The following is a 19,163-nucleotide window of genomic DNA, read 5'->3' as shown; positions in this document are numbered from 1 at the left end:
GGCGTCCGCCCCGCGACGGCGGAGCGGACGGTACGGGGCGGGCTCCGCGGCCCCGCGGGACGGGCGCCGGGGCGGCCGGCGGCGCGGTGCGGCGGCCCCGGCGGACGGGAGCGCCGGGGCGGAGCCGGCGGTGTGTGTCATCGCCAGCCGGTGTCGGGGCCGGGGCGGACGGGCGCGATACGGAAAGGCCCCGCCGCGCCGGCCGCGTAGAAGACCGTGGTGCCGTCCGTACAGGTCACCCAGACCGGCCGCTGCCATTGCAGGCATTTCTCCAGCCGGGGCCGGAGAACGAGATCGACCATGGTCTCGTCGGCCGAAACGGGTTCGAGAACGGTGGGCTCGTGTTCCAGGTGGGGAGCGGAGTGGATGGAATACACCGGAAGCCACGTGCCATTCACCAGAATCTCGGCGCGCACCTGAGTCATCACACCAGCATGGCCCACCCGCCGTTCTGACGCCCCCCAGCGGTGCGACTCTGTGACGGATGGGGAGTGCGGGGTTCCCGGCGCCGGCTGGTGCCTCGCAGTTCCCGGGTGAAGTGTTTCGGGGTTCATACAGAGGGGTAGTTGTGGGAGCGCTCCCATTTCCGAAGCCCACAGCCGGAAGGCGGAGATCTCCCATGCATTGGCATCAACGCGGCGGGCCGTCCTCGTGGCCGCTCCGCGTCCTCACCCTGCTGTCCGCGGCACTGCTCTGCCTGATCCCCTGGTCGGGCACCGCCGTCGCCCACGGCTCGGTCACCGACCCGGCGTCCCGCAACTACGGCTGCTGGGAACGCTGGGGCAGCGACTTCCAGAACCCGGCCATGGCCCAGCAGGACCCCATGTGCTGGCAGGCGTGGCAGGACGACACCAACGCGATGTGGAACTGGAACGGGCTGTACCGGGAGAACGTGGGCGGCAACCACCGGGCGGCCATCCCGGACGGGCAGCTGTGCAGCGCCGGCCTGACCGGGGACGGCCGCTACGCCTCGATGGACACACCCGGGCCGTGGAAAACCACGGACGTCGGCGCCGCCTTCACGGTGACGCTCACGGACCAGGCCCACCACGGCGCGGACTACATCCGGGTCTACGTCACCAAGCAGGGCTTCGACCCGGCCACGCAGCGGCTGGGCTGGGGCGATCTCGAACTGGTGGCGGAAACCGGCAGGATCGCGCCCAGCGGGACCATGCCGGTCGACATCCGCACCTCGGGCCGCAGCGGCCACCACGTCGTCTACACGATCTGGCAGGCCTCGCACGCCGACCAGTCGTACTACATCTGCAGTGACGTGAACTTCCGCTGACACCGGTCCGCCGAACCAGGGGCCCCGCCGGACGCAGCACCGTCCGGCGGGGCCCCGCCGGTTCCCGCCGGTTCCCGCCGGTTCTTGTCGGCCTCTGGCAGGCGGGGACAGTCGCGTGTCGGGAGGATGTCGAATGTGCCGCTTCCCGATCGACGCATGGGTGAAGGCATGACGTTCCACGACTTCAGGAGCCCCCATCGTGACCGTAACCGCGGATCTGGCCGTCTCCCTGGACGGCTTCATGGCCGGCACCGACGTCACCCTCGACAACCCGGGCGGCGACGGCGGCGAGCCACTGTTCGAGTGGATCCACAACCTGGCGAGCTGGCGGGAGCGCCAGGGCATGACCGGCGGGGAGGAGAACCGCGACTCCGAGCTGATGCGCGAGTGGTTCGAGGCCACCGGGGCCGTGGTCATGGGCCGGATGATGTACGACACGGGCGAGGAGTTCTGGGGCGACAACCCGCCGTTCCGCGCCCCGGTCTTCGTGCTCACCCACCGCCCCCGCCCGGCCCTGGTCAAGGAGGGCGGCACCACCTTCACCTTCGTCACGGACGGCATTCACAGCGCCCTCGACCGGGCGAGGGCCGCCGCCGGGGACAGGAACGTCGACATCGCGGGCGGCGCGAGCACGGTACGGCAGTACCTCCGGGAGGGGCTCATCGACGAACTGCACCTGCATGTGGTGCCCGTGCTCCTCGGGGACGGCCTGCGGCTCTTCGAAGGACTGGGCAGCGGGCGGCGGGACCTGGAGCCCCTCGGGGTGGTCCACACGCCCCTCGCCACCCACCTGAAGTACCGCTTCGTGCGGTGATCCCGCGCGGGTGACCGGACCGGTGGACGAGGACGGCTCGTGAGGCGGGCGGGCAGGCGGACGAACGGCCGACTCCGGCTACGGGCAGAGGCAGAGGCCCACCTGCTTCCCGGCGTCCTGTGGTGTGACACGCCCCAGCCCCGGCGGTCGGATCTGCGGTGCGCCGGGTGATTACGAGGCCGGGCTTCCCGGGCGGCGCCGTGTTGTCAGCGGTCCCGCATACGGTGCGTGGTACCGGCCGGACGGAGATCGTGAGGGACTGGCGGCCATGGGGGGTGGGTGTGGAAGGTCCCCGGCAGCCGGCCCGGGACTGGAACGGGACCCGTGACCCCACCCCCCACCTCCGTCGTGACGCGATCGCCGCTGGCCACGGCTGACCATCCACCGGCTGATCACCCGTCGGCCGGCGCCACCCCGATCGGGCAGGACACTCCGGTGTTGGCGAGCCTGCGCTGCCGTGTGACCCGTGGCGTCCCTGGAGCGTTGGGGACCTCAGCGGTGCCCCTTCGGCGGGGTTGCCTTCCACGCTCGGTCGAGTGAGTCGTCCCAGGTGCCGTCCCGATCAAAGCTCGCTGCCCGACAGCCCCCGCGACATGGGCGGAGCTGCATCGTGGCGCCAGGCAGAATCGCCCACTCGCGTGATCGAGTGTCCACAGGGACGGCACACGACCTCCTCCACGAGTTCGTTTGGACGAGCTGGTGGTTGAAGCCTCGGCGGAAGCCGACGCATCGCACCGGGCAACGGCTTGAGTGTTCGTCGAGAGACCACTTCAATGGCGCCGTGACCATGGCACCGATGGACGGCTCCGAGACCATTGCCGGACAGACCTCAATCCGTGAGGTCATTGCGCAGATGTGCCGGCACAGGCCGGTCTTCCATTCCGAAGCCGACCTTCAGCACAGTTTTGCTCGGGTGCTCTGGGAGCTGGCGCCGGAGATGCACTCCAGACTCGAGGTGCCGCAGCGACTGTCCGACAGAACCGAGTACCTTGATCTGCTGTGCATCGGGCCCGAGGCGCGTACCGTGATCGAGTTCAAGTACTTCACCCGAGGTTGGACAGGAACGGCTGGTACTCCAGCCGAGGGGTACGCCTTGAAGGCGCATGCCGCCACCGACCTTGCTCGCCTGCACTTCGTCCGAGACATAGCCAGGCTGGAGCGCTTCTGCCGCCGATCCGATCAAAACGGTCTCGCCTTCATGCTGACCAACGAGGCGTCTCTGTGGAATCCGCCCAACCCCGACCGCCGACGTACTCGGGATCACGCCTTCAGGATCCACCAGGGACGTGAGCTCGCAGGGACGCTGTTGTGGGCTGATGGCTCTCACGAGTCGAACACGTGCACGCTGCGGGGCACATACACCCTCGCATGGGAGCCGTACTCCGTTCTGGACGGGCTTGGGGGTGAGTTTCGCTACCTTGCCGTGTTCGTCAGTCCGGCGCCGATCGGGGAATGACAACGGGGCCCAGTACGCACAGCGGCGTTGGCCGCAACCGCATGATTGCAGCGTGTGACGCCGATCCCGTACCCGGCAAGATTATCGAGGTACTGCTGACGTTCAACCGCACTTCAGGGACAGGCTTCTATGCCTCGGCTGATGCGGCCGATCTGGCGGCCTGCTCGATCTTCGCGCAGTAGGCGGTGCGGGCGTCCTCATTGATCTGCATCTCGTGTTCGGGGCGCATCCCGGTTCGGCCGTCCACGCCTTCGCGCAGGATGTCGGCGTGCCCGGCATGCCGGTTGGTCTCGCCGAGGACGTGGACCAGGATGGCGAACAGGTTCGTGTTGGCATAGGGCTCCGGCCACCACGGCACGTGGCCCGGGGCATCGAGGGCAAGCTCGTCGATCGTCGCGTCCGAGTGTTCCCATGTGCGCCGGTAGGACTCGATGATCTGATCGCGCGCCTCGTCCTCAGCCGCCCACAGATCGCTGCCGTCGTGGTCCTGCCACCGGGGCAGCGGTTCTGGTGACGGCCGGTCGAAGACCTCGCCGAAGTACCTGGCCTCGACGCCGGCCACGTGTTTGACCAGGCCGAGGAGGTTGGTCCCGGTCACTGTCAAAGGTCGGCGGGCGTCGTACTCGGACAGGCCGTCGAGCTTCCAGAGCAGCGCCTTGCGGTCCCGCCGCAGTCGCCCGTGCAGGCTGTTCTTCGCGAATTCATCGATCATGCGGCATGAGCCTGCCACGGGCTACTCGTGGCCTCAAGATCCCGGACGCGGACCGCAACGACCGGCAGTGCAGAAGCCCGGCCATGGCCACACCCCCGAGCCACTGAGAAGCTTGCGGAACTTGCCACGTGAGACAGCCTCTTACGGCTGTGCGCGGAGTGGAGGGGATGTGCAATTCCCTGCATCCCCTCCACCGGCGAGTATTCCGTCTTGCTTTGAGGAGGTGGTCAAGAATTCTGTGAAGATATAGCGGAGTTGCGGAAGATGTGGGGTGGCTTGACGTTGAGATGGACCCTCAGTGCTTGCAAGCAAGAGTTCCGAGGGAAAGGAGGAGGGGTTGATTGTTTGCGGATGGAGCAAGAAGCGGCCCGTGAATCGATGAGGGCTACTCAGTTGCACCGTATTGAATAAATTTCGCCGTGGATAACTCATGCAGAAGCATTGGAGACAATCCGCATACTGGGGGTGTTGAGACGACGCAACGTTCGTGAAGCCCATGCGAGGCGGTCAGCCCTCTGCCGGGGCTACCCCGATCGGGCAGGACACACCCGTGCCGCCGATGCCGCAGTACCCGTTCGGGTTTTTGTCGAGGTACTGCTGGTGGTATGGCTCCGCCGGGTAGAAGGGGCGGGTGTCGGCCGGGAGGATCTCCGTGGTGATCGTGCCGTAGCCGCGGGCGGTCAGGACGGCCTGGTACGCGTCGCGCGAGGACTCCGCGGCCGCCTGCTGGGCGGGGGAGTGGGTGTAGATCGCCGAGCGGTACTGGGTCCCGACGTCATTGCCCTGGCGGAAGCCCTGGGTGGGGTCGTGCGACTCCCAGAAGAGCTTGAGCAGGGCCTCGAAGGAGACGGCCTCCGGGTCGTGGACGACGCGGACCGCCTCGGTGTGGCCGGTCAGGCCGCTGCACACCTCTTCGTACGCGGGGTTGCGCGTGTGGCCGCCCTGGTAGCCGGCGAGGGTCGTCCAGACGCCGGGGGTCTGCCAGAACTTGCGTTCGGCGCCCCAGAAGCAGCCGAGGCCGAAGTCCGCGATCTCCAGGCCCTCCGGGTACGGGCCCAGCAGGGGATTGCCGAGCACCGTGTGGCGGTCGGGGACCGTGTACCCCGGCTCCGGGCGGCCTTCGAGGGCCTGCTCGGGGGTGGGCAGTTGCGGTGTGCGGTTCCAGAACATGGGCGGGCGCTCCTCGGCTGTGGTGTCCGCTTTGGTGAACGTACGGGACGGGCCGGGGATTCCGCATCCGGAGGAACTCCGGGACCTCCCGCCGCAGGTGCCCGTGCGGAGAGCGCGCGGCGGATCCCGCTTCTTCGCGGCCTCCCGGCCGGGCTGCGGCGCGGCTCGGGCAGGGCAGGGCGGGTCGCCCCTGCGCGTCAGCTCTGGGGACGGCGCACCTTGAGGGTCTCCTTGCGGGTCCTGCGTACCGCGATCTCCCGGGCCGCGCAGTGGACCGCCTGCGGATGGGTGTGGTAACGCCAGGGCAGGGCGTCCACGTAGCCGTCCACCAGGAGGAACTGTTCCAGGGCGGCGGTGTGGCGCTTCTGCTTCACCAGGAACCAGGCCAGCAGGTGCCGGGCCTCCGGGAGACGGGGGTGGTCCGCCGGTGCTGCCGCGACATCCTCCAGCGCGGCGTCCACCTGTGCGATCAGCGCGGCGGTCCGGTAGTCCCCGCTGCGTGCGTCGTCGTCCTTGTGCTCGTACCACCAGATCAGCGGCAGCAGCGTCAGCAGGGCGCCCCTGGGTGCCGAGGCGGCGGCGCGGGCCGCGAACTCGCGCGCCAGGTCCTCGGATCCACGCCATTTCGCGCACCAGTACTGCAGGGCGGCGTAGTGGGCGGCGTAGTGGTGGGGGGCGCGCTCGGTGATCAGGGACCACAGGGAGCGCAGCTGGTCGTGCGAGTAGCCGAGGCCCAGAGCCGTCCAGAGTTCCACTACGTGCGGGGCCGAGTCCTCGGGGGCGAGTGCGGCCGCGCGCGCGATCTGCTCGCGGGACCGCATCAGCAGGTCGTGGAACCCCTCGAACTGCTGGGCGGTCGTGTGCTGTGCCACATGGGCCCCGCGGACCTCCCAGGCCAGTTTCGTGGTGGTGTCCGCCTGGACGAGGGCGGCTCGGTATCCGTGGGCGTGTTCCCCCCGGTGTCACCCGGGGCGAACGGATTTTCGCCTTCCGGCAGGCAGCATCATAGGGTGCGCCGATCCTCGCCTTTCCGGGGTGCCGCCCCGACCGGGACGCCGTGGGCCCGGCCCCGCTCAGTGCGGCATCGTCGCCGGGGTGCCGCCCGAGGACTCCCAGCCCGCGACGGCCATGGCGCGGTGGGCCGCGTACTCCGCCGCCGGGTTCGCGCCGTACGACCACGGGACCGCGCCCACGTGGCCGTCCACCTGCGCCAGCTGTTCGATCGCGTCCGCCCAGCGCTCCGCGCGGACCAGGAACCACACCAGCAGATGCCGGACGTGCGGCATCACCGGGTGGTCGGCGGGCGCGCCGCGGACGGCGTAGAGGGCGCCCTCGACCGCCTTGGTGACGACATCGCTTTGGTAGAGGCTTCTGACGGTGTTGACTTCGGGCAGATGTTCGAAGACCGCGAACAGCGGCAGCGCGGGCAGCAGGCTCCGCTCGGGGGCCGCGGCCGCCGCGCGGTGGGCGAAGGCGTCCGCGAGTTCCTTCGAGCCGTGCCACTTCTCGCACCAGTAGTGCAGCGCGGCCAGATGTGCGCCCATGTGGTGCGGGGCACGCGCGGTGACGGTGCTCCACAGCTCCTCGAAGTCGGCCTGCCGGTAGCCGAGACCGCGGGCGACCGCCAGTTCGACGATGTACGGGGTGGGGTCGCCGGGCGCCAGCAGCGCGGCGTCCGCGCACACGGAGCGCGCCTCCTCCAGGATGATCCGGTGCTCGTCCGAGCCGGCACCGGAGACGGCCGCCGTCTGCCGGGCCTGGTGCACCAGGAACTCGGCGTGCACCACGGCTGCCCCGGCGTCCTTCGGGGCCTCGACCCGCCAGGTCCGCAGCCAGCGGCCGCCCTCTCCGGGCCGTTCCGCCAGTTCGTGTGAGGCCGCGCCGGCCAGGCTCTGCACGCGCTGCCAGCGCAGCTCGTGGTCGGCGGTGGCGGCGAGCAGCCGCTGGGCGGGGCGCCAGTCCTGGGTGCGCGCCAGTTCGTCCAGCGCCCCGGTCAGTTCCTCGTCGGGGCCCGGCAGCCGTACGTCGAGCTGGTCCACCGGGGCGAAGCCGTAGCGCTGCGGGTCGGTGGCGGCGCTGAAGCCCCCCGCGGCCTGCGCACCGGCGCGCATGCGCCGCAGGAAGACGACCAGGACGGCGCCGATCATGGTCAGGGCGAGAAGCAGGAAGAGCATGTCCATGGAGGTCCTGTCGGTGTCCTGTGCGGTCACGGTGGCGGGTCGGGCGCGGCCCGCGCGGGTCCGGGCGGCGTGGCACGCTCCCAGTGTCGCGCCCCCACTCTCTCTACTCGCGGGCGGTGCGCTCAAGTTCCGGGCGCGGCCTTCCCGGGTACTACTCTCGGGCCCATGAGCGACCAGCACCAGCAGCACGGAGCCACGAGCTTCGAGACCCTTGCCATTCACGCGGGACAGGAGGCCGACGCGGCCACCGGTGCCGTGGTACCGCCGATCTACCAGGTCTCCACGTACAAGCAGGACGGCGTGGGCGGGCTGCGCGGCGGCTACGAGTACAGCCGTTCGGCCAACCCGACGCGCACCGCGCTGGAGGAGAACCTCGCGGCGCTGGAGGGGGGCCGCCGGGGGCTGGCCTTCGCGTCCGGCCTGGCCGCCGAGGACTGCCTGCTCCGTACGCTGCTCGGGCCCGGGGACCACGTGGTCATCCCGAACGACGCCTACGGCGGCACCTTCCGGCTGTTCGCCAAGGTGGTCGAGCGCTGGGGCGTCGAATGGTCCGTCGCCGACTCGTCCGACCCGGCGGCCGTGCGGGCGGCGCTCACTCCCCGGACCAAGGTGGTCTGGGTGGAGACCCCGTCGAACCCGCTGCTGGGCATCACGGACATCGCCGCCGTCGCCGAGGTCGCGCGCGGCGCCGGCGCCCGGCTGGTTGTCGACAACACGTTCGCCAGCCCGTATCTGCAGCAGCCGCTGGCCCTGGGCGCGGATGTCGTCGTCCACTCGACGACCAAGTACATGGGCGGGCACTCGGACGTCGTCGGCGGCGCCCTGGTGGTGAACGACGACGCGCTGGGCGAGGAACTGGCGTTCCACCAGAACGCGATGGGGGCCATCGCCGGGCCGTTCGACGCCTGGCTGGTGCTGCGCGGGATCAAGACCCTCGCCGTCCGTATGGACCGGCACACCGCCAACGCCGAGCGCGTCGCCGAGATGCTGACCGCACACCCCAGGGTGACGCGGGTGCTCTACCCGGGCCTGCCGGACCACCCCGGCCACGAGACCGCCGCCAAGCAGATGCGGGGCTTCGGCGGCATGGTGTCGTTCCGGGTGGCGGGCGGCGAGCAGGCGGCCGTGGACGTCTGCGACCGGGCGCGGCTCTTCACCCTCGGCGAGTCGCTGGGCGGAGTCGAATCGCTGATCGAGCACCCGGGCCGGATGACGCATGCCTCGGCGGCGGGCTCCGCGCTGGAGGTGCCGTCCGATCTCGTACGGCTGTCCGTCGGTATCGAGGCGGCGGACGACCTGCTGGCAGACCTGGCGCAAGCCCTGGGCTGAGCCCTGCGACGCCCGCGGCGCGCCGGTTCATGCGCCGGGCGTGCGCCTCGGCGCACGCGCCGGGGCGTCCGCCGGGTCAGAGGCCCCCGACCGGCGGCGTGGTGCTCTCGGGCGGTGACCAGGGCTGGGTGGCGACCGCCCAGAGCAGGAGGGCGCCGACCGCCGCGCCCGCGAGAACGAGCAGCAGCACGCGCAGCGTCCGGCGGCGGGCCACCGCGCGTTTCCCGCGGGCCGCGGCCCGCGCGGCCAGATCCGGGGGGACCGGCGGATGCGGGCGGTCGAGCATCCGCCGGACCATCTCCTCCTTGTGGTCCGGTATGCCGGAGAGGTCGGGGAGCTCGACGTGGCTCATGGCCGGCTCCCCCCGCTCTCCCGGCCATCTCCGGACGCGGACGGGCGCGGGCGCGCGGCGCGTCCGCCCGGGCCGCCGGTCCGGCGCCGCGCGCCCGCGTCACCGCCCGCGTCACCGCCCGCGTCACCGCCCGCGTCACCGCCCGCGTCACCGCCCGCGTCACCGCTCCCGGTGCGGGGAGCCGCCCGGCCCGGCGCGCCGCCGTCCACGGGTTCGTCCGCGGCCCGTTCCGTCCTCTCCGGCCCGCCTCTCCGGGCCGTGCGTGACGACGAGCGCAGCAGGGAGACCGAGCGCAGGCAGATCGCGCGCACCCGGTCGGCGGGCAGGCCCAGTTGCGCCGCGGTCTGCTCCTCGGGCACCCCCTCGTGCAGACGCAGGACGACGATCAGCCGCTCCTGCGCGGTCAGTCCGTCGAGGACCCCGCCGTGCGGGCGGCGCCGGCGCCAGGCGGTGTTCGCGTAGCGGGCGGCGAGCTCCTGGCGGGCGAGGTCGTACGGGTCGTCGCCGCGCAGCCGGTCCCACCCGGCGTAGGTGCGGGCCAGGGCGGCGGTCAGCAGCCGCTCGGCGGCGGCCCGGTCGCCGGTGAGGAGCGTCGCGGTGTGCAGCAGCCGGCCGGCCGCGCCCGCGACGAACGCGTCGAACTCCCGGGCCCGGCGGCGGTCCTGCTCCAGCCACCGCTCTCGCACAGCGCCTCCCGCCCTCCATGGGACGGCAGCCGGGGTGGCCGGTCAAGAGGCCGGCGGGAGGGTGCCCCGGCGGCGGGGGCCCTGGGGCCCGGACGCGGCGCCCGCCCGGGGCGGGGCAGGCCGCGGCGAGGGTGCCGCGTGGGTCAGGAGGACGGAACCTCGGGCACATCCTGCGGGGACGCGGGCGCGACCGTGTGGTGGCGGGCGGACAGCGCGGTGTTGAAGCGGGTGAGCAGCCCGCAGAAGAGCGTGCGCTCCTCCTCCGTCCAGTCCTCGGTGAGCAGCGCCATCAGCTGCCGGCGGGAGGAGCGCACCTCGTCGAGCCGGGCCTGGCCGCGCGGGGAGAGTTCGAGGACGACGGCACGGCCGTCCTCGGGGTGCGAGGCCCGTTTGACCAGGCCGGTGTCCACGAGCGGCGCGACCTGCCGGGTGACGGTCGAGGAGTCGATGCCCATGCCGGCGGCGAGGGCCTTGACCCCCATGGGGCCCTCCCGGTCGAGGCGGTTGAGCAGGAGGTAGGCGGCGCGGTCCATCGAGTTCCGCACCTGTCCGACGCCGCCGAGCCGGGTCTGCTCCGCGCGCCGGGCGAAGACCGCGACCTGGTGCTGGAGGTCGTCGAGAAGGCCGCGGTCGAGGGGAGTCGTCACATCCGGAGTGGGGGGCATGGCCTGGGCTCACTTCGTGAAGGGGCGATGGGATGGCCACAGGTTACGCGGCCGGGCCGGATGCCGTACGGGCGCCGGGCGAACCGGCGGTACGGGGCCCGCCGGGCGATCCGTGGGACGCGGGGGACCCGGGGGCCCTGCGAGACTGGCGGCATGGCTGCAACCAATGGCTGCGAAGCGGACCACAAGTCCGCCGTCCCGTCCGTGCTCACCGTGGAGGATGTGCGCGCCGCGCACAAGATGCTGTCCGGGGTCGCCCGGGTGACGGCGATGGAGGGCAGCCGGCATCTGTCCCGGCTGGTGGGCGCGCCCGTCCATCTGAAGTGCGAGAACCTCCAGCGCACCGGTTCCTTCAAGCTGCGCGGCGCCTATGTGCGGATCGCGGGGCTGACGGCGGAGGAGCGCGCGGCCGGCGTCGTCGCGGCGAGCGCGGGGAACCACGCCCAGGGCGTCGCGCTGGCGGCCTCCCTGCTGGGCGTGCGGTCGACCGTCTTCATGCCCGTCGGCGCCCCGCTGCCGAAGGTGGCGGCGACCCGCGAGTACGGGGCGGAGGTGCGGACGCACGGGCAGGTCGTCGACGAGACGCTGCGGGCCGCCCAGGAGTACGCGCGGGAGACGGGCGCGGTGTTCATCCACCCCTTCGACCACCGGGACATCGTCGCCGGGCAGGGCACGGTGGGGCTGGAGATCCTGGAGCAGTGCCCCGAGGTCGGCACCATCGTGGTGGGGATGGGCGGCGGCGGGCTGGCGGCGGGGATCGCGCTGGCGGTCAAGGCGCTGCGGCCGCGGGTGAAGGTGGTCGGGGTCCAGGCGGCCGGCGCGGCGGCCTATCCGCCCTCGCTGGCCGCGGGGCACCCGGTGGCGCTGGGGGCGCTGTCGACGATGGCGGACGGCATCAAGGTGGGGCGGCCGGGCGACGTGCCGTTCAAAATCGTTGGCGAACTGGTGGACGAAGTCCGTACCGTCACCGAGGACGCGCTCTCCCGGGCGCTGCTGCTGTGCCTGGAACGGGCGAAGCTCGTGGTGGAACCGGCCGGCGCGAGCCCGGTGGCGGCGCTGCTGTCGGAGCCGGAGTCCTTCGAGGGCCCGGTCGTGGCGGTGCTCTCCGGGGGGAACGTGGATCCGCTGCTGCTGCAGCACGTCCTGCGGCACGGCATGGCGGCGGCGGGCCGGTATCTCTCGCTGCGACTGCGGCTCACGGACCGTCCGGGTTCGCTCGCGACGCTTCTCGGGGTGTTGTCAGAGGCGGACGCTAACGTCCTGGACGTGAGCCATGCCCGGACCGATCCGCGGCTCGGGCTCGCGGAGGCGGAGGTGGAGCTGCGGCTGGAGACCCAGGGGCCGGAGCACTGCGCCGAGGTGCGGGAGGCGATCCGGGAGGCCGGTTACACGGTCCTGCCGTGAGGGGGCGGGCGGTGCGCCGCCCGTGACGCGGCCAGGGAGGCGGCCGGGAGAAGAACGGGAGACGCGTGAGGGGGACGGGGGAGACGAGAAGAACGGCAAGACGGCCGTGATCCGGCCGGGGGCCGGACCGCGGGACCTACGTGACCGGCTGACGCGATATATCGTGAGTACGCTAGGGTGGCGTCCCCGCGCCGCCCTGCTCGCCCTCCCCCGGCGCCGGGCCGCGGAGGCTGTCCGCCGCCCGGCGGAGTCGGGCAGAGCGCACAATTCATCTTAAAAAGTCAATAACACCAGGAGACTTTCCATGCCAGGCGCCATTTACGCCGAGGGTCTGGTGAAGACCTTCGGCGCTGTGCGGGCACTGGACGGCGTTGACCTCGACGTCCCCGAAGGCACGGTGCTCGGGCTGCTCGGCCCGAACGGTGCCGGGAAGACCACCGCGGTACGGGTCCTCACGACCCTGCTGCGGCCCGACAGCGGTTCCGCGGTCGTGGCGGGCATCGACGTGCTGAAGCACCCCAACGAAGTCCGCCGCTCCATCGGCCTGTCCGGCCAGTTCGCCGCCGTCGACGAATACCTCACCGGCCGCGAGAACCTCCAGATGGTCGGGCAGCTCTATCAGATGAGCGCGCGCGACGCGAAGACTCGCGCCGTCGAGCTGCTCGAACGCTTCAACCTCAGCGACGCGGCCGACCGGCCCGCCAAGACCTACTCCGGCGGTATGCGGCGCCGTCTCGACCTCGCCGCCGCCCTCGTCGTCAGCCCGCCCGTGATGTTCATGGACGAGCCGACCACCGGACTCGACCCCCGCAACCGGCAGCAGCTCTGGTCGATCATCCAGGAGCTCGTCGCCGGCGGCACCACCCTGCTGCTCACCACGCAGTATCTGGAGGAGGCCGACCAGCTCGCCCACGACATCTGCGTGATCGACCACGGCAAGGTCATCGCCCGCGGCACCTCCGACCAGCTCAAGGCCCGCACGGGCGGCGAGCGCGTCGAGGTCGTCGTGCACGAGCGGGATCAGGTGGCCACGGCCACCGAGGTGCTGGACGGCTTCGGCAAGGGCGAGCTCAGCGTCGACGACCACACCCGCAGGATCACCGTCCCGGTCACCGGCGGCGCCAAGCTCCTGGCCGAGGTCATCCGTGAACTCGACGGCCGCGGCGTCGAGATCGACGACATCGGTCTGCGCCGCCCCACCCTCGACGACGTCTTCATCTCCCTCACCGGCCATGCGGCCGAGAGCCGCGCCGAGGAGAACGCCCAGCCCGAGGAGGCCGCCACATGAGCGCCGTGACCAAGACGGCGGCCGCCACGGCCGCCCCGCGCCCGCGCGGCGGGGTCGTCCAGTCCGCGAAGGACTCCCTGGTCGTCGCCAAGCGCAATCTCATCCGCATGATGCGGATCCCGGAGATGGTCATCTTCGGGCTGATCCAGCCCATCATGTTCGTGGTGCTGTTCAGCTATGTGTTCGGCGGCTCCATCAGTGTGGGCGGCAGCCTCAGCCCCGAGCTGTACCGGGAATTCCTCATGGCGGGCATCTTCGCCCAGACGGTGACCTTCGCCACCGCGGGCGCCGGCGCCGGTATCGCCGACGACATGCACAAGGGCCTCATCGACCGCTTCCGGTCGCTGCCCATGGCGCGCGGCGCGGTGCTCACCGGCCGCACCCTGGCTGACCTGGTCCAGACGACCCTGACCGTCATAGTGCTGGCGGTCGTCGCCCTCCTCGTCGGCTGGCGGATCCACGAGGGCGTGCTCAAGATGCTGGCGGGCTTCGCCCTGCTGCTGTTGCTGGGCTACGCCTTCTCCTGGATCGGCGCGCTGATCGGGCTCTCCGTCCGGACCCCGGAGGCGGCCACCTCGGGCGGCCTGATCTGGCTCTTCCCGCTGACGTTCATCTCGAACGCCTTCGTGCCCTCCGACAACATGCCGACCTTCCTCCGGCACATCGCCGAGTGGAACCCGTTCAGCGCGACGGTGCAGGCGTGCCGGGAACTGTTCGGCAACCTCCCGGCCGGTTATCCGGTGGCGGATGCCTGGCCCATGCAGAACCCGGTGCTGGCGTCCGTCGTCTGGTCGGTGCTGATCATCGCGGTCTTCCGCACGCTCGCCGTGCGGAAGTACCGCTCCGCGGCCGCCTGAACGGTCCCGCCGCCCGGCTCCGGCCGGGCGGCGGTCGCCACAGGGCCACGCATGGCGGAACCCCCGGTGGAAACGGCCGGGGGTTCCGCCGTGCGTGGGGCCGGCCGCGGTGGCCGGGGCGGGCTCAGCCCTTGTAGGGCTTGGCCTCCAGGATCTTCACCGAGGCCATCTTGCCGTTGGGCAGCTCGTACTGCGCCTCGTCGCCGACGCGCTTGCCGTTCACTCCCTGGCCCAGCGGGGACTGCGGGGAGAACGTCTCCACACTCGACGCGCTGGCGTACTCGCGGGAGGCGAGCAGGAAGGTGGTCGTGTCGTCCGGGTCGCCGTCGAAGGCGATCGTGACCACCATGCCCGGCTCCACCACGCCGTCGTCCGGCGGCGTCTCACCGACCTTGGCGTGCTGCAGCAGCTGGGTGAGCTGGCGGATGCGAAGCTCCTGCTTTCCCTGCTCCTCCTTGGCCGCGTGGTAACCGCCGTTCTCCCGCAGGTCACCCTCTTCCCGAGCCGCCTCGATCTTCTTGGCGATCTCGGTGCGTGCGGGACCCGACAGGTACTCCAGCTCGGCCTTGAGCTGGTTGTACGCCTCCTGGGTGAGCCAGGTGACGTTGTCGCTGGTCTGGGTCACAGGTGCTCCTCGTCCGTGCTGGGAATACAAAGCAACGCCCTACCCGTAGGGTTTGCGCCGTCACGGGTGGGCGAAACCACGAGCCTAACAATTCCGGCGGAAAAGGGAAGGGAGAAAAACCGGTACGTCCGGGTGTGCGCAGCTCAGGCGCCGGGCGCGGGCCGGCATCCGAGGAGTTCCACGGCCGTGGCGCGCTCCGTGGTGCGGAGGGTCACGACCTTGTCGATCCGGTCCTCGCGCTCGTCGAAGCGGACGTCCTTCCAGCCCACCTCGGCACCCGACTCGGAGAGCGAGCGGAGGGTGCACAGGCCGGGCGTGGCGGCGTCCTTGCGGACCTCGAGATGGGCCTGCACGGAATCGTCCGAGACCACCTGGAACTTGATCAGCTCGCCGGTCACGTCCTGGCCGGACACGTAGGAGTAGCCGAACCAGCCCAGAAGCGCCAGCATCCCGGCGCCCAGCACCGCTCCGGTGACCTTGAGCACCCGGTCGGTGCGCTCGTCGGCCGAGCGGCCGTACCGGCCCTCGGGGAGGGGGGTGCGCGTGGCGGTCATCGTGGTTCCTCCGGGGCCCGGGAACGGTGGAATGAATAGGCTCCCGCTTCGGTCACTATAGAAGGCGCCGTCTCCGAGCGGCGGAGGGGGCCGAGACCACTGACCGAGGATGAGTCTTGACCGAGCAACTGCGTTTGATGGCGGTGCACGCCCACCCCGACGACGAGTCGAGCAAGGGCGCGGCGACCATGGCGAAGTACGTAGCTGAGGGGGTGGACGTGCTGGTCGCGACCTGCACGGGCGGGGAGCGGGGCTCCATCCTCAACCCCAAGCTGCAGGGCGATCCCTATATCGAGGAGCACATCCACGAGGTCCGGGCCAAGGAGATGGACGAGGCCCGCCAGATCCTCGGCGTGAAACAGGCCTGGCTGGGCTACGTGGACTCGGGGCTGCCGGAGGGCGACCCGCTGCCGCCGCTGCCCGAGGGCTGCTTCGCGCTGCAGGACGTGGACCAGGCGGCGGGGACGCTGGTGAAGCTCATCCGCGAGTTCCGCCCGCACGTGATCACCACGTACGACGAGAACGGCGGCTATCCGCACCCCGACCACATCATGACCCACAAGATCTCGATGGTGGCCTTCGACGCCGCGGGGGACGCCGAGCGCTACCCGGAGGCCGGGGAGCCCTGGAAGCCGCTGAAGCTCTACTACAACCAGGGCTTCAACAAGCCCCGCACCCTCGCGCTGCACGAGGCGCTGCTGGACCGCGGCATGGAGTCCCCCTACGGCGAGTGGCTCAAGCGCTGGGAGGAGTTCGCCCGCAAGGAGCGGACGCTGACCACCTATGTGCCGTGCGGCGAGTTCTTCCCGGTCCGGGACAAGGCGCTGATCGCGCACGCCACCCAGATCGATCCGGACGGCGGGTGGTTCCGGGTGCCGATGGAGATCCAGCAGGAGGTCTGGCCGACCGAGGAGTACGAGCTCGTGAAGTCGCACGTGGAGACTTCCCTCCCCGAGGACGACCTCTTCGCGGGCATCCGGGAGAATTGACCCCATGACGATCGACAGCACCCTCCCCCTGGCCTCCGCCTGGGGCAACCAGGCCATGACCCAGCTCGTCCCGCTCGCGAAGGAGCTGGACGAGAACAAGGTGACGCCCGGTGTCCTCGGCTTCATCGTCTTCGCTCTTCTCGGCGGGGCCGTCTGGCTGCTGATGAAGAACATGAGCAAGCAGTTCACCAAGATCGACTTTCCGGAGCGGGACGCCGCCGGCGAGCGGGAGACCGTCCCGGCCGCCCGGAAGGCGGCCGGCTCCGGCGAGGCTTCCAGCACGGCTTCCGGGGCGGGCGGGACCACCGGCACCGGCGGCGCCGACCGCCCCGCCTCCGGTACCGGGGACTGACACCGGGCCCGGCGCGGTCCGCGCCGGGGCCGCCGCTCCCTTCCGCGTAGACGGCGGAGGGGACGGAGACTCGGGGCGGACCGCGCGCTGAACCGCGCCCTGGACCGGCATCAACGACGTCGAGATGGCCGTCGCCGAGTACATCGACTGGTTCAGCCGGCGACGCCTCCACGCCAGGGCCGCTTTGGTGGTACGCCGTGGCCGTCGGCTGGTCGTTCGGCTGGGGTGTGGTCGGATGCTCGGGCTGGCAGATGCGGCTCAGGTGGCCGTCCGGGTGATCCTTGTTCGGCTGATCCCGGGCGGTCTGGCGGGGGTACCGTCGGAGTGTTGCCGCAGAACGGAGTTCGCCGTGTCGCAGAGCACTGAGGAGCACGCTGGTACTCGGATCGCCCGTATCCGGAAGCAGCGCGGTCTGACGCAGCAGGGGCTGGCGATGCGGGCACATGTGTCGAAGTCGCTGGTGTCGAAGGTGGAATGCGGGCAGAAACCCTCCTCCCCGGCTCTTGTCGCTGCCTGTGCCCGCGCGCTGGGTGTTTCCCCGTCCGAGTTGCTGGGGCAGCCGTACGCCGAGGAACTGCGCCGGGACCGGATGGACGCGCTGATCCAGCCGATCCGTGAAGGTCTGGAGAACTGGGACATCGCGCTGGACTGGGAGACAGCTCCGCGTCCGGCTGCCTTGATCTGGGCGGATGTCCAGCGTTCTCTGGAGCAGCGCCGCCAGGCGCAGTACACGGACATGGTGCGCGATCTGCCCGTTCTCATCGATGAGTCGGTGCATGCCGTGCACACCAGTACGGGGGAAGAGCAGCGGCTGGCCTACGAGTTCTGGCGGAGACGTTCCGCTGTGTGTTCCCGTGGCATGGAAGCTCGGCTTCCTCGATCTCGCGACCGTCGCGCTGGACCGGCTGGCGTGGACCGCGCCGCGCGCCGACGAGCCGGGACTGGTCGCGATGCATGCCGTCCTGCGTGCGCAGACCACGATGTCGTCCGGGCGGTACGACGTGGGTCTGCGGGTGGTCGACCGGGCCCTACGGGACCTCGATGGCCAGGAGTCACGCCGACCGGCAGGTATTGAGGCCATGCGGGGCATGCTGCACCTGCGCGCCGCGACGATCGCGGGTCGTATGAAGGACCGGAACCACGCCGACGCCCGCCTCACCGAAGCCCGTGCCCTCGCCCTGGCCACAGGGGAGTTGCCCGACTTCGGCGTCAGCTGGGGACCGGTGAACGTCGGCGTTCATGCCGTGGCCATCGCCTCGGAGGCCGACGACTTCGGACGTGCGATCGAACTCGCCGAGGATGTCCGCATTCCGCGCGGCTGGACCCGTTCCCGGGCAGGGCACCACTGGATGGACCTCGGCCGTGCCCATGCCTGGTCAGGTCACCCGGAGCGGGCGCTGGACTGCCTGCACCAGGCCCGGCGTATCGCCCCGCAGCAGACCCGCTACCACCCGACCGCTCGAGAGACGGTACTCGCCCTGAGGCGGCAGGAACGGACGCGGAGCAATTCGCTGGCGCAGTACGCGGAGTGGGTCGGGATATAGCAGATCCCGGGCAAGGGCGATTGCACTTCTTGGTGCAACCGCCGTGCACCGCCGGTCGGCAGGCTGACGTCTCGTCAGGACCCCCGCGACCATTGGGGTCTCCCCTGCTCGAACGAAGTTGAGAGCTTGGGGAAAGAACGGTCCGGGGGCATGGTCAACGCTGACAAGGAGCGTCGACGTGCCGCACTGTATCGCCCGTATCTTCGAGCCGCTGCTGCGGCTGCTGTTGCCCGCGCCGGGCCGCCATCGGAGCCCCGATCAACCATCTACCGGCCTCTCTGTGGAGGCGCCGATCGCGCGTCCGTCCCGCGCATCGACTTCCCCGGTACTGCCGGGTGAGGAAATCGGGCTGGTTCGCCCGTACCTGGTCGCGCACGAGCGCCGGGAGCAACAGCACCGACGGGCACGGCGACGTGTCGTGCGGCTGGCCGTACACGGCATCGACATCGAGGCCGGGCTGGTCGGCGGAGTTGGGGTACGGACATGGTGAGCCCGGCGGGTCAGCTGCGTCTGCTGCCCTGGACCGGATCGGACGGCAAGCCGTGCTATCTCGCGGGTGAGGGAACCGGGTACCTGTCCCGGCTCGCGGACCATGTGGAGTCGGCCCAGCTCGGTCTGGCCCGTGAACTCATCCAGGAAGCACAACGTGTTCTGGATGGTCGGCAGTGGACGCAAGGTGAACTGCACCTGTTGTCGGTTCAGTTGACCGAGGCACTGGCCAATGTGCACCGGATCGCGGTGAGCCGGGGCGAGCGCCTGCCCTCGCCGGCTTACCAAGACCTCGACGCCATCGTCGACGAGAACGACGAGCTGAACGCCTCGCAACCGACCCAGCGCGCCTGACCTGGCCGCCGCCATACGCGTTCCGTCCCGGCCGCGCAGCTGTTCGCGCCCTGGC

21 protein-coding genes and 2 pseudogenes are annotated in these 19,163 nt (G+C 70.9%); 13 read left to right on the top strand and 10 right to left on the bottom strand.

All coding sequences use genetic code 11. From position 1 onward, the window contains the following. Positions 1 to 137: 137 nt before the first annotated feature. Positions 138 to 425: a hypothetical protein gene (locus SXIN_RS11185; protein WP_157916278.1), complete on the bottom strand. Its 288-nt coding sequence runs from the start codon at positions 423 to 425 to the stop codon at positions 138 to 140. A gap of 194 nt (positions 426 to 619) precedes the next feature. On the opposite strand from SXIN_RS11185, the gene SXIN_RS11180 reads away from it, so the two are divergent. From SXIN_RS11180 to SXIN_RS11170, 3 genes are all read left to right on the top strand, one after another. Continuing rightward, a complete protein-coding gene (locus SXIN_RS11180; RefSeq protein ID WP_019710347.1) occupies positions 620 to 1,288 on the top strand; it encodes a lytic polysaccharide monooxygenase auxiliary activity family 9 protein in 669 nt (222 codons plus the stop codon). A gap of 199 nt (positions 1,289 to 1,487) precedes the next feature. Continuing rightward, complete coding sequence (locus SXIN_RS11175) at positions 1,488 to 2,102, top strand: dihydrofolate reductase family protein (RefSeq protein WP_019710346.1); 615 nt, start codon at positions 1,488 to 1,490, stop codon at positions 2,100 to 2,102. A gap of 787 nt (positions 2,103 to 2,889) precedes the next feature. Then, positions 2,890 to 3,558, top strand: a complete 669-nt coding sequence (locus SXIN_RS11170; protein WP_039822630.1) for a hypothetical protein — start codon at positions 2,890 to 2,892, stop codon at positions 3,556 to 3,558. Positions 3,559 to 3,685: 127 nt separating this feature from the next. Here SXIN_RS11170 and SXIN_RS11165 read toward each other — a convergent pair whose 3' ends face one another. From SXIN_RS11165 to SXIN_RS11150, 4 genes are all read right to left on the bottom strand, one after another. Further along, complete coding sequence (locus SXIN_RS11165; protein WP_019710344.1) at positions 3,686 to 4,270, bottom strand: DinB family protein; 585 nt, start codon at positions 4,268 to 4,270, stop codon at positions 3,686 to 3,688. 507 nt (positions 4,271 to 4,777) lie between these two features. After that, complete coding sequence (msrA, locus tag SXIN_RS11160) at positions 4,778 to 5,440, bottom strand: peptide-methionine (S)-S-oxide reductase MsrA (protein WP_019710343.1); 663 nt, start codon at positions 5,438 to 5,440, stop codon at positions 4,778 to 4,780. A gap of 197 nt (positions 5,441 to 5,637) precedes the next feature. After that, positions 5,638 to 6,312, bottom strand: a complete 675-nt coding sequence (locus SXIN_RS11155) for a hypothetical protein (RefSeq protein WP_019710342.1) — start codon at positions 6,310 to 6,312, stop codon at positions 5,638 to 5,640. A 201-nt stretch (positions 6,313 to 6,513) separates the two neighbouring features. Next, positions 6,514 to 7,620: a hypothetical protein gene (locus tag SXIN_RS11150; RefSeq protein WP_019710341.1), complete on the bottom strand. Its 1,107-nt coding sequence runs from the start codon at positions 7,618 to 7,620 to the stop codon at positions 6,514 to 6,516. A gap of 165 nt (positions 7,621 to 7,785) precedes the next feature. On the opposite strand from SXIN_RS11150, the gene SXIN_RS11145 reads away from it, so the two are divergent. After that, a complete protein-coding gene (locus SXIN_RS11145) occupies positions 7,786 to 8,949 on the top strand; it encodes a cystathionine gamma-synthase (protein ID WP_019710340.1) in 1,164 nt (387 codons plus the stop codon). A gap of 76 nt (positions 8,950 to 9,025) precedes the next feature. Here the strand turns inward: SXIN_RS11145 and SXIN_RS11140 are convergent, their stop codons facing one another. From SXIN_RS11140 to SXIN_RS11130, 3 genes and pseudogenes are all read right to left on the bottom strand, one after another. Beyond that, positions 9,026 to 9,301: a hypothetical protein gene (locus SXIN_RS11140; protein ID WP_019710339.1), complete on the bottom strand. Its 276-nt coding sequence runs from the start codon at positions 9,299 to 9,301 to the stop codon at positions 9,026 to 9,028. 248 nt (positions 9,302 to 9,549) lie between these two features. Then, positions 9,550 to 9,987: pseudogene (locus SXIN_RS32110) on the bottom strand (sigma factor-like helix-turn-helix DNA-binding protein); the annotation flags it as partial. 143 nt (positions 9,988 to 10,130) lie between these two features. Beyond that, positions 10,131 to 10,652, bottom strand: coding sequence for a MarR family winged helix-turn-helix transcriptional regulator (locus SXIN_RS11130; protein ID WP_192883580.1), 522 nt, complete (start codon positions 10,650 to 10,652; stop codon positions 10,131 to 10,133). 153 nt (positions 10,653 to 10,805) lie between these two features. Here SXIN_RS11130 and ilvA point away from each other — a divergent pair, with 153 nt between their 5' ends. The 3 genes from ilvA (at position 10,806) to SXIN_RS11115 (ending at position 14,201) form a co-directional block, all read left to right on the top strand. Then, on the top strand, positions 10,806 to 12,056 hold the full coding sequence (gene ilvA, locus SXIN_RS11125) for a threonine ammonia-lyase (RefSeq protein ID WP_039822606.1): 1,251 nt from the start codon (positions 10,806 to 10,808) through the stop codon (positions 12,054 to 12,056). Between the two features lie 304 nt (positions 12,057 to 12,360). Further along, positions 12,361 to 13,344, top strand: a complete 984-nt coding sequence (locus tag SXIN_RS11120) for a daunorubicin resistance protein DrrA family ABC transporter ATP-binding protein (protein WP_019710336.1) — start codon at positions 12,361 to 12,363, stop codon at positions 13,342 to 13,344. After that, the gene (locus tag SXIN_RS11115; protein ID WP_019710335.1) at positions 13,341 to 14,201 is read left to right on the top strand and encodes an ABC transporter permease; all 861 of its coding nucleotides are present in this window, start codon (positions 13,341 to 13,343) and stop codon (positions 14,199 to 14,201) included. The genes SXIN_RS11120 and SXIN_RS11115 overlap by 4 nt, the downstream gene beginning before the upstream one ends. A gap of 124 nt (positions 14,202 to 14,325) precedes the next feature. Here the strand turns inward: SXIN_RS11115 and greA are convergent, their stop codons facing one another. Both greA and SXIN_RS11105 read right to left on the bottom strand, forming a co-directional pair. After that, positions 14,326 to 14,826, bottom strand: coding sequence for a transcription elongation factor GreA (gene greA / locus SXIN_RS11110; RefSeq protein WP_019710334.1), 501 nt, complete (start codon positions 14,824 to 14,826; stop codon positions 14,326 to 14,328). 143 nt (positions 14,827 to 14,969) lie between these two features. Beyond that, positions 14,970 to 15,380: a DUF4307 domain-containing protein gene (locus SXIN_RS11105; protein ID WP_019710333.1), complete on the bottom strand. Its 411-nt coding sequence runs from the start codon at positions 15,378 to 15,380 to the stop codon at positions 14,970 to 14,972. Positions 15,381 to 15,496: 116 nt separating this feature from the next. On the opposite strand from SXIN_RS11105, the gene mca reads away from it, so the two are divergent. The 6 genes and pseudogenes from mca (at position 15,497) to SXIN_RS11080 (ending at position 19,108) form a co-directional block, all read left to right on the top strand. Further along, positions 15,497 to 16,369: a mycothiol conjugate amidase Mca gene (gene mca, locus SXIN_RS11100; RefSeq protein WP_039822603.1), complete on the top strand. Its 873-nt coding sequence runs from the start codon at positions 15,497 to 15,499 to the stop codon at positions 16,367 to 16,369. Positions 16,370 to 16,373: 4 nt separating this feature from the next. Continuing rightward, entirely contained in the window at positions 16,374 to 16,721 is a 348-nt protein-coding gene (locus tag SXIN_RS11095) for a hypothetical protein (RefSeq protein WP_095756936.1), read from the top strand. Positions 16,722 to 16,845: 124 nt separating this feature from the next. After that, a pseudogene (locus tag SXIN_RS32915) lies at positions 16,846 to 17,211 on the top strand (helix-turn-helix domain-containing protein); the annotation flags it as partial. 286 nt (positions 17,212 to 17,497) lie between these two features. Next, positions 17,498 to 18,265, top strand: coding sequence for a hypothetical protein (locus tag SXIN_RS32100; protein WP_238154037.1), 768 nt, complete (start codon positions 17,498 to 17,500; stop codon positions 18,263 to 18,265). A gap of 178 nt (positions 18,266 to 18,443) precedes the next feature. Next, complete coding sequence (locus tag SXIN_RS32095; protein ID WP_238153730.1) at positions 18,444 to 18,755, top strand: hypothetical protein; 312 nt, start codon at positions 18,444 to 18,446, stop codon at positions 18,753 to 18,755. Further along, positions 18,749 to 19,108, top strand: a complete 360-nt coding sequence (locus tag SXIN_RS11080; protein WP_019710329.1) for a hypothetical protein — start codon at positions 18,749 to 18,751, stop codon at positions 19,106 to 19,108. The genes SXIN_RS32095 and SXIN_RS11080 overlap by 7 nt, the downstream gene beginning before the upstream one ends. Positions 19,109 to 19,163: the final 55 nt, after the last annotated feature.

The sequence above is a fragment of the Streptomyces xinghaiensis S187 genome, assembly GCF_000220705.2.
Lineage (GTDB): Bacteria > Actinomycetota > Actinomycetes > Streptomycetales > Streptomycetaceae > Streptomyces > Streptomyces xinghaiensis.
The sequence above is the reverse complement of the archived record's forward strand: the minus strand, read 5'-3'. Positions and strand labels throughout refer to the sequence as shown.

Bases quoted from the DNA above. Each gene is read 5' to 3' on its own strand.
- SXIN_RS11140 (WP_019710339.1), bottom strand. From the start codon at position 9,301: ATGAGCCACGTCGAGCTCCCCGACCTCTCCGGCATACCGGACCACAAG.
- SXIN_RS11080 (WP_019710329.1), top strand. From the start codon at position 18,749: ATGGTGAGCCCGGCGGGTCAGCTGCGTCTGCTGCCCTGGACCGGATCG.
- SXIN_RS11165 (WP_019710344.1), bottom strand. From the start codon at position 4,270: ATGATCGATGAATTCGCGAAGAACAGCCTGCACGGGCGACTGCGGCGG.
- SXIN_RS11145 (WP_019710340.1), top strand. From the start codon at position 7,786: ATGAGCGACCAGCACCAGCAGCACGGAGCCACGAGCTTCGAGACCCTT.
- ilvA (WP_039822606.1), top strand. From the start codon at position 10,806: ATGGCTGCAACCAATGGCTGCGAAGCGGACCACAAGTCCGCCGTCCCG.
- SXIN_RS32100 (WP_238154037.1), top strand. From the start codon at position 17,498: ATGCCGTGCACACCAGTACGGGGGAAGAGCAGCGGCTGGCCTACGAGT.
- SXIN_RS11185 (WP_157916278.1), bottom strand. From the start codon at position 425: ATGACTCAGGTGCGCGCCGAGATTCTGGTGAATGGCACGTGGCTTCCG.
- SXIN_RS11115 (WP_019710335.1), top strand. From the start codon at position 13,341: ATGAGCGCCGTGACCAAGACGGCGGCCGCCACGGCCGCCCCGCGCCCG.
- SXIN_RS11095 (WP_095756936.1), top strand. From the start codon at position 16,374: ATGACGATCGACAGCACCCTCCCCCTGGCCTCCGCCTGGGGCAACCAG.
- SXIN_RS11180 (WP_019710347.1), top strand. From the start codon at position 620: ATGCATTGGCATCAACGCGGCGGGCCGTCCTCGTGGCCGCTCCGCGTC.
- SXIN_RS11120 (WP_019710336.1), top strand. From the start codon at position 12,361: ATGCCAGGCGCCATTTACGCCGAGGGTCTGGTGAAGACCTTCGGCGCT.
- SXIN_RS11130 (WP_192883580.1), bottom strand. From the start codon at position 10,652: ATGCCCCCCACTCCGGATGTGACGACTCCCCTCGACCGCGGCCTTCTC.
- SXIN_RS11150 (WP_019710341.1), bottom strand. From the start codon at position 7,620: ATGGACATGCTCTTCCTGCTTCTCGCCCTGACCATGATCGGCGCCGTC.
- SXIN_RS11170 (WP_039822630.1), top strand. From the start codon at position 2,890: ATGGCACCGATGGACGGCTCCGAGACCATTGCCGGACAGACCTCAATC.
- msrA (WP_019710343.1), bottom strand. From the start codon at position 5,440: ATGTTCTGGAACCGCACACCGCAACTGCCCACCCCCGAGCAGGCCCTC.
- SXIN_RS11105 (WP_019710333.1), bottom strand. From the start codon at position 15,380: ATGACCGCCACGCGCACCCCCCTCCCCGAGGGCCGGTACGGCCGCTCG.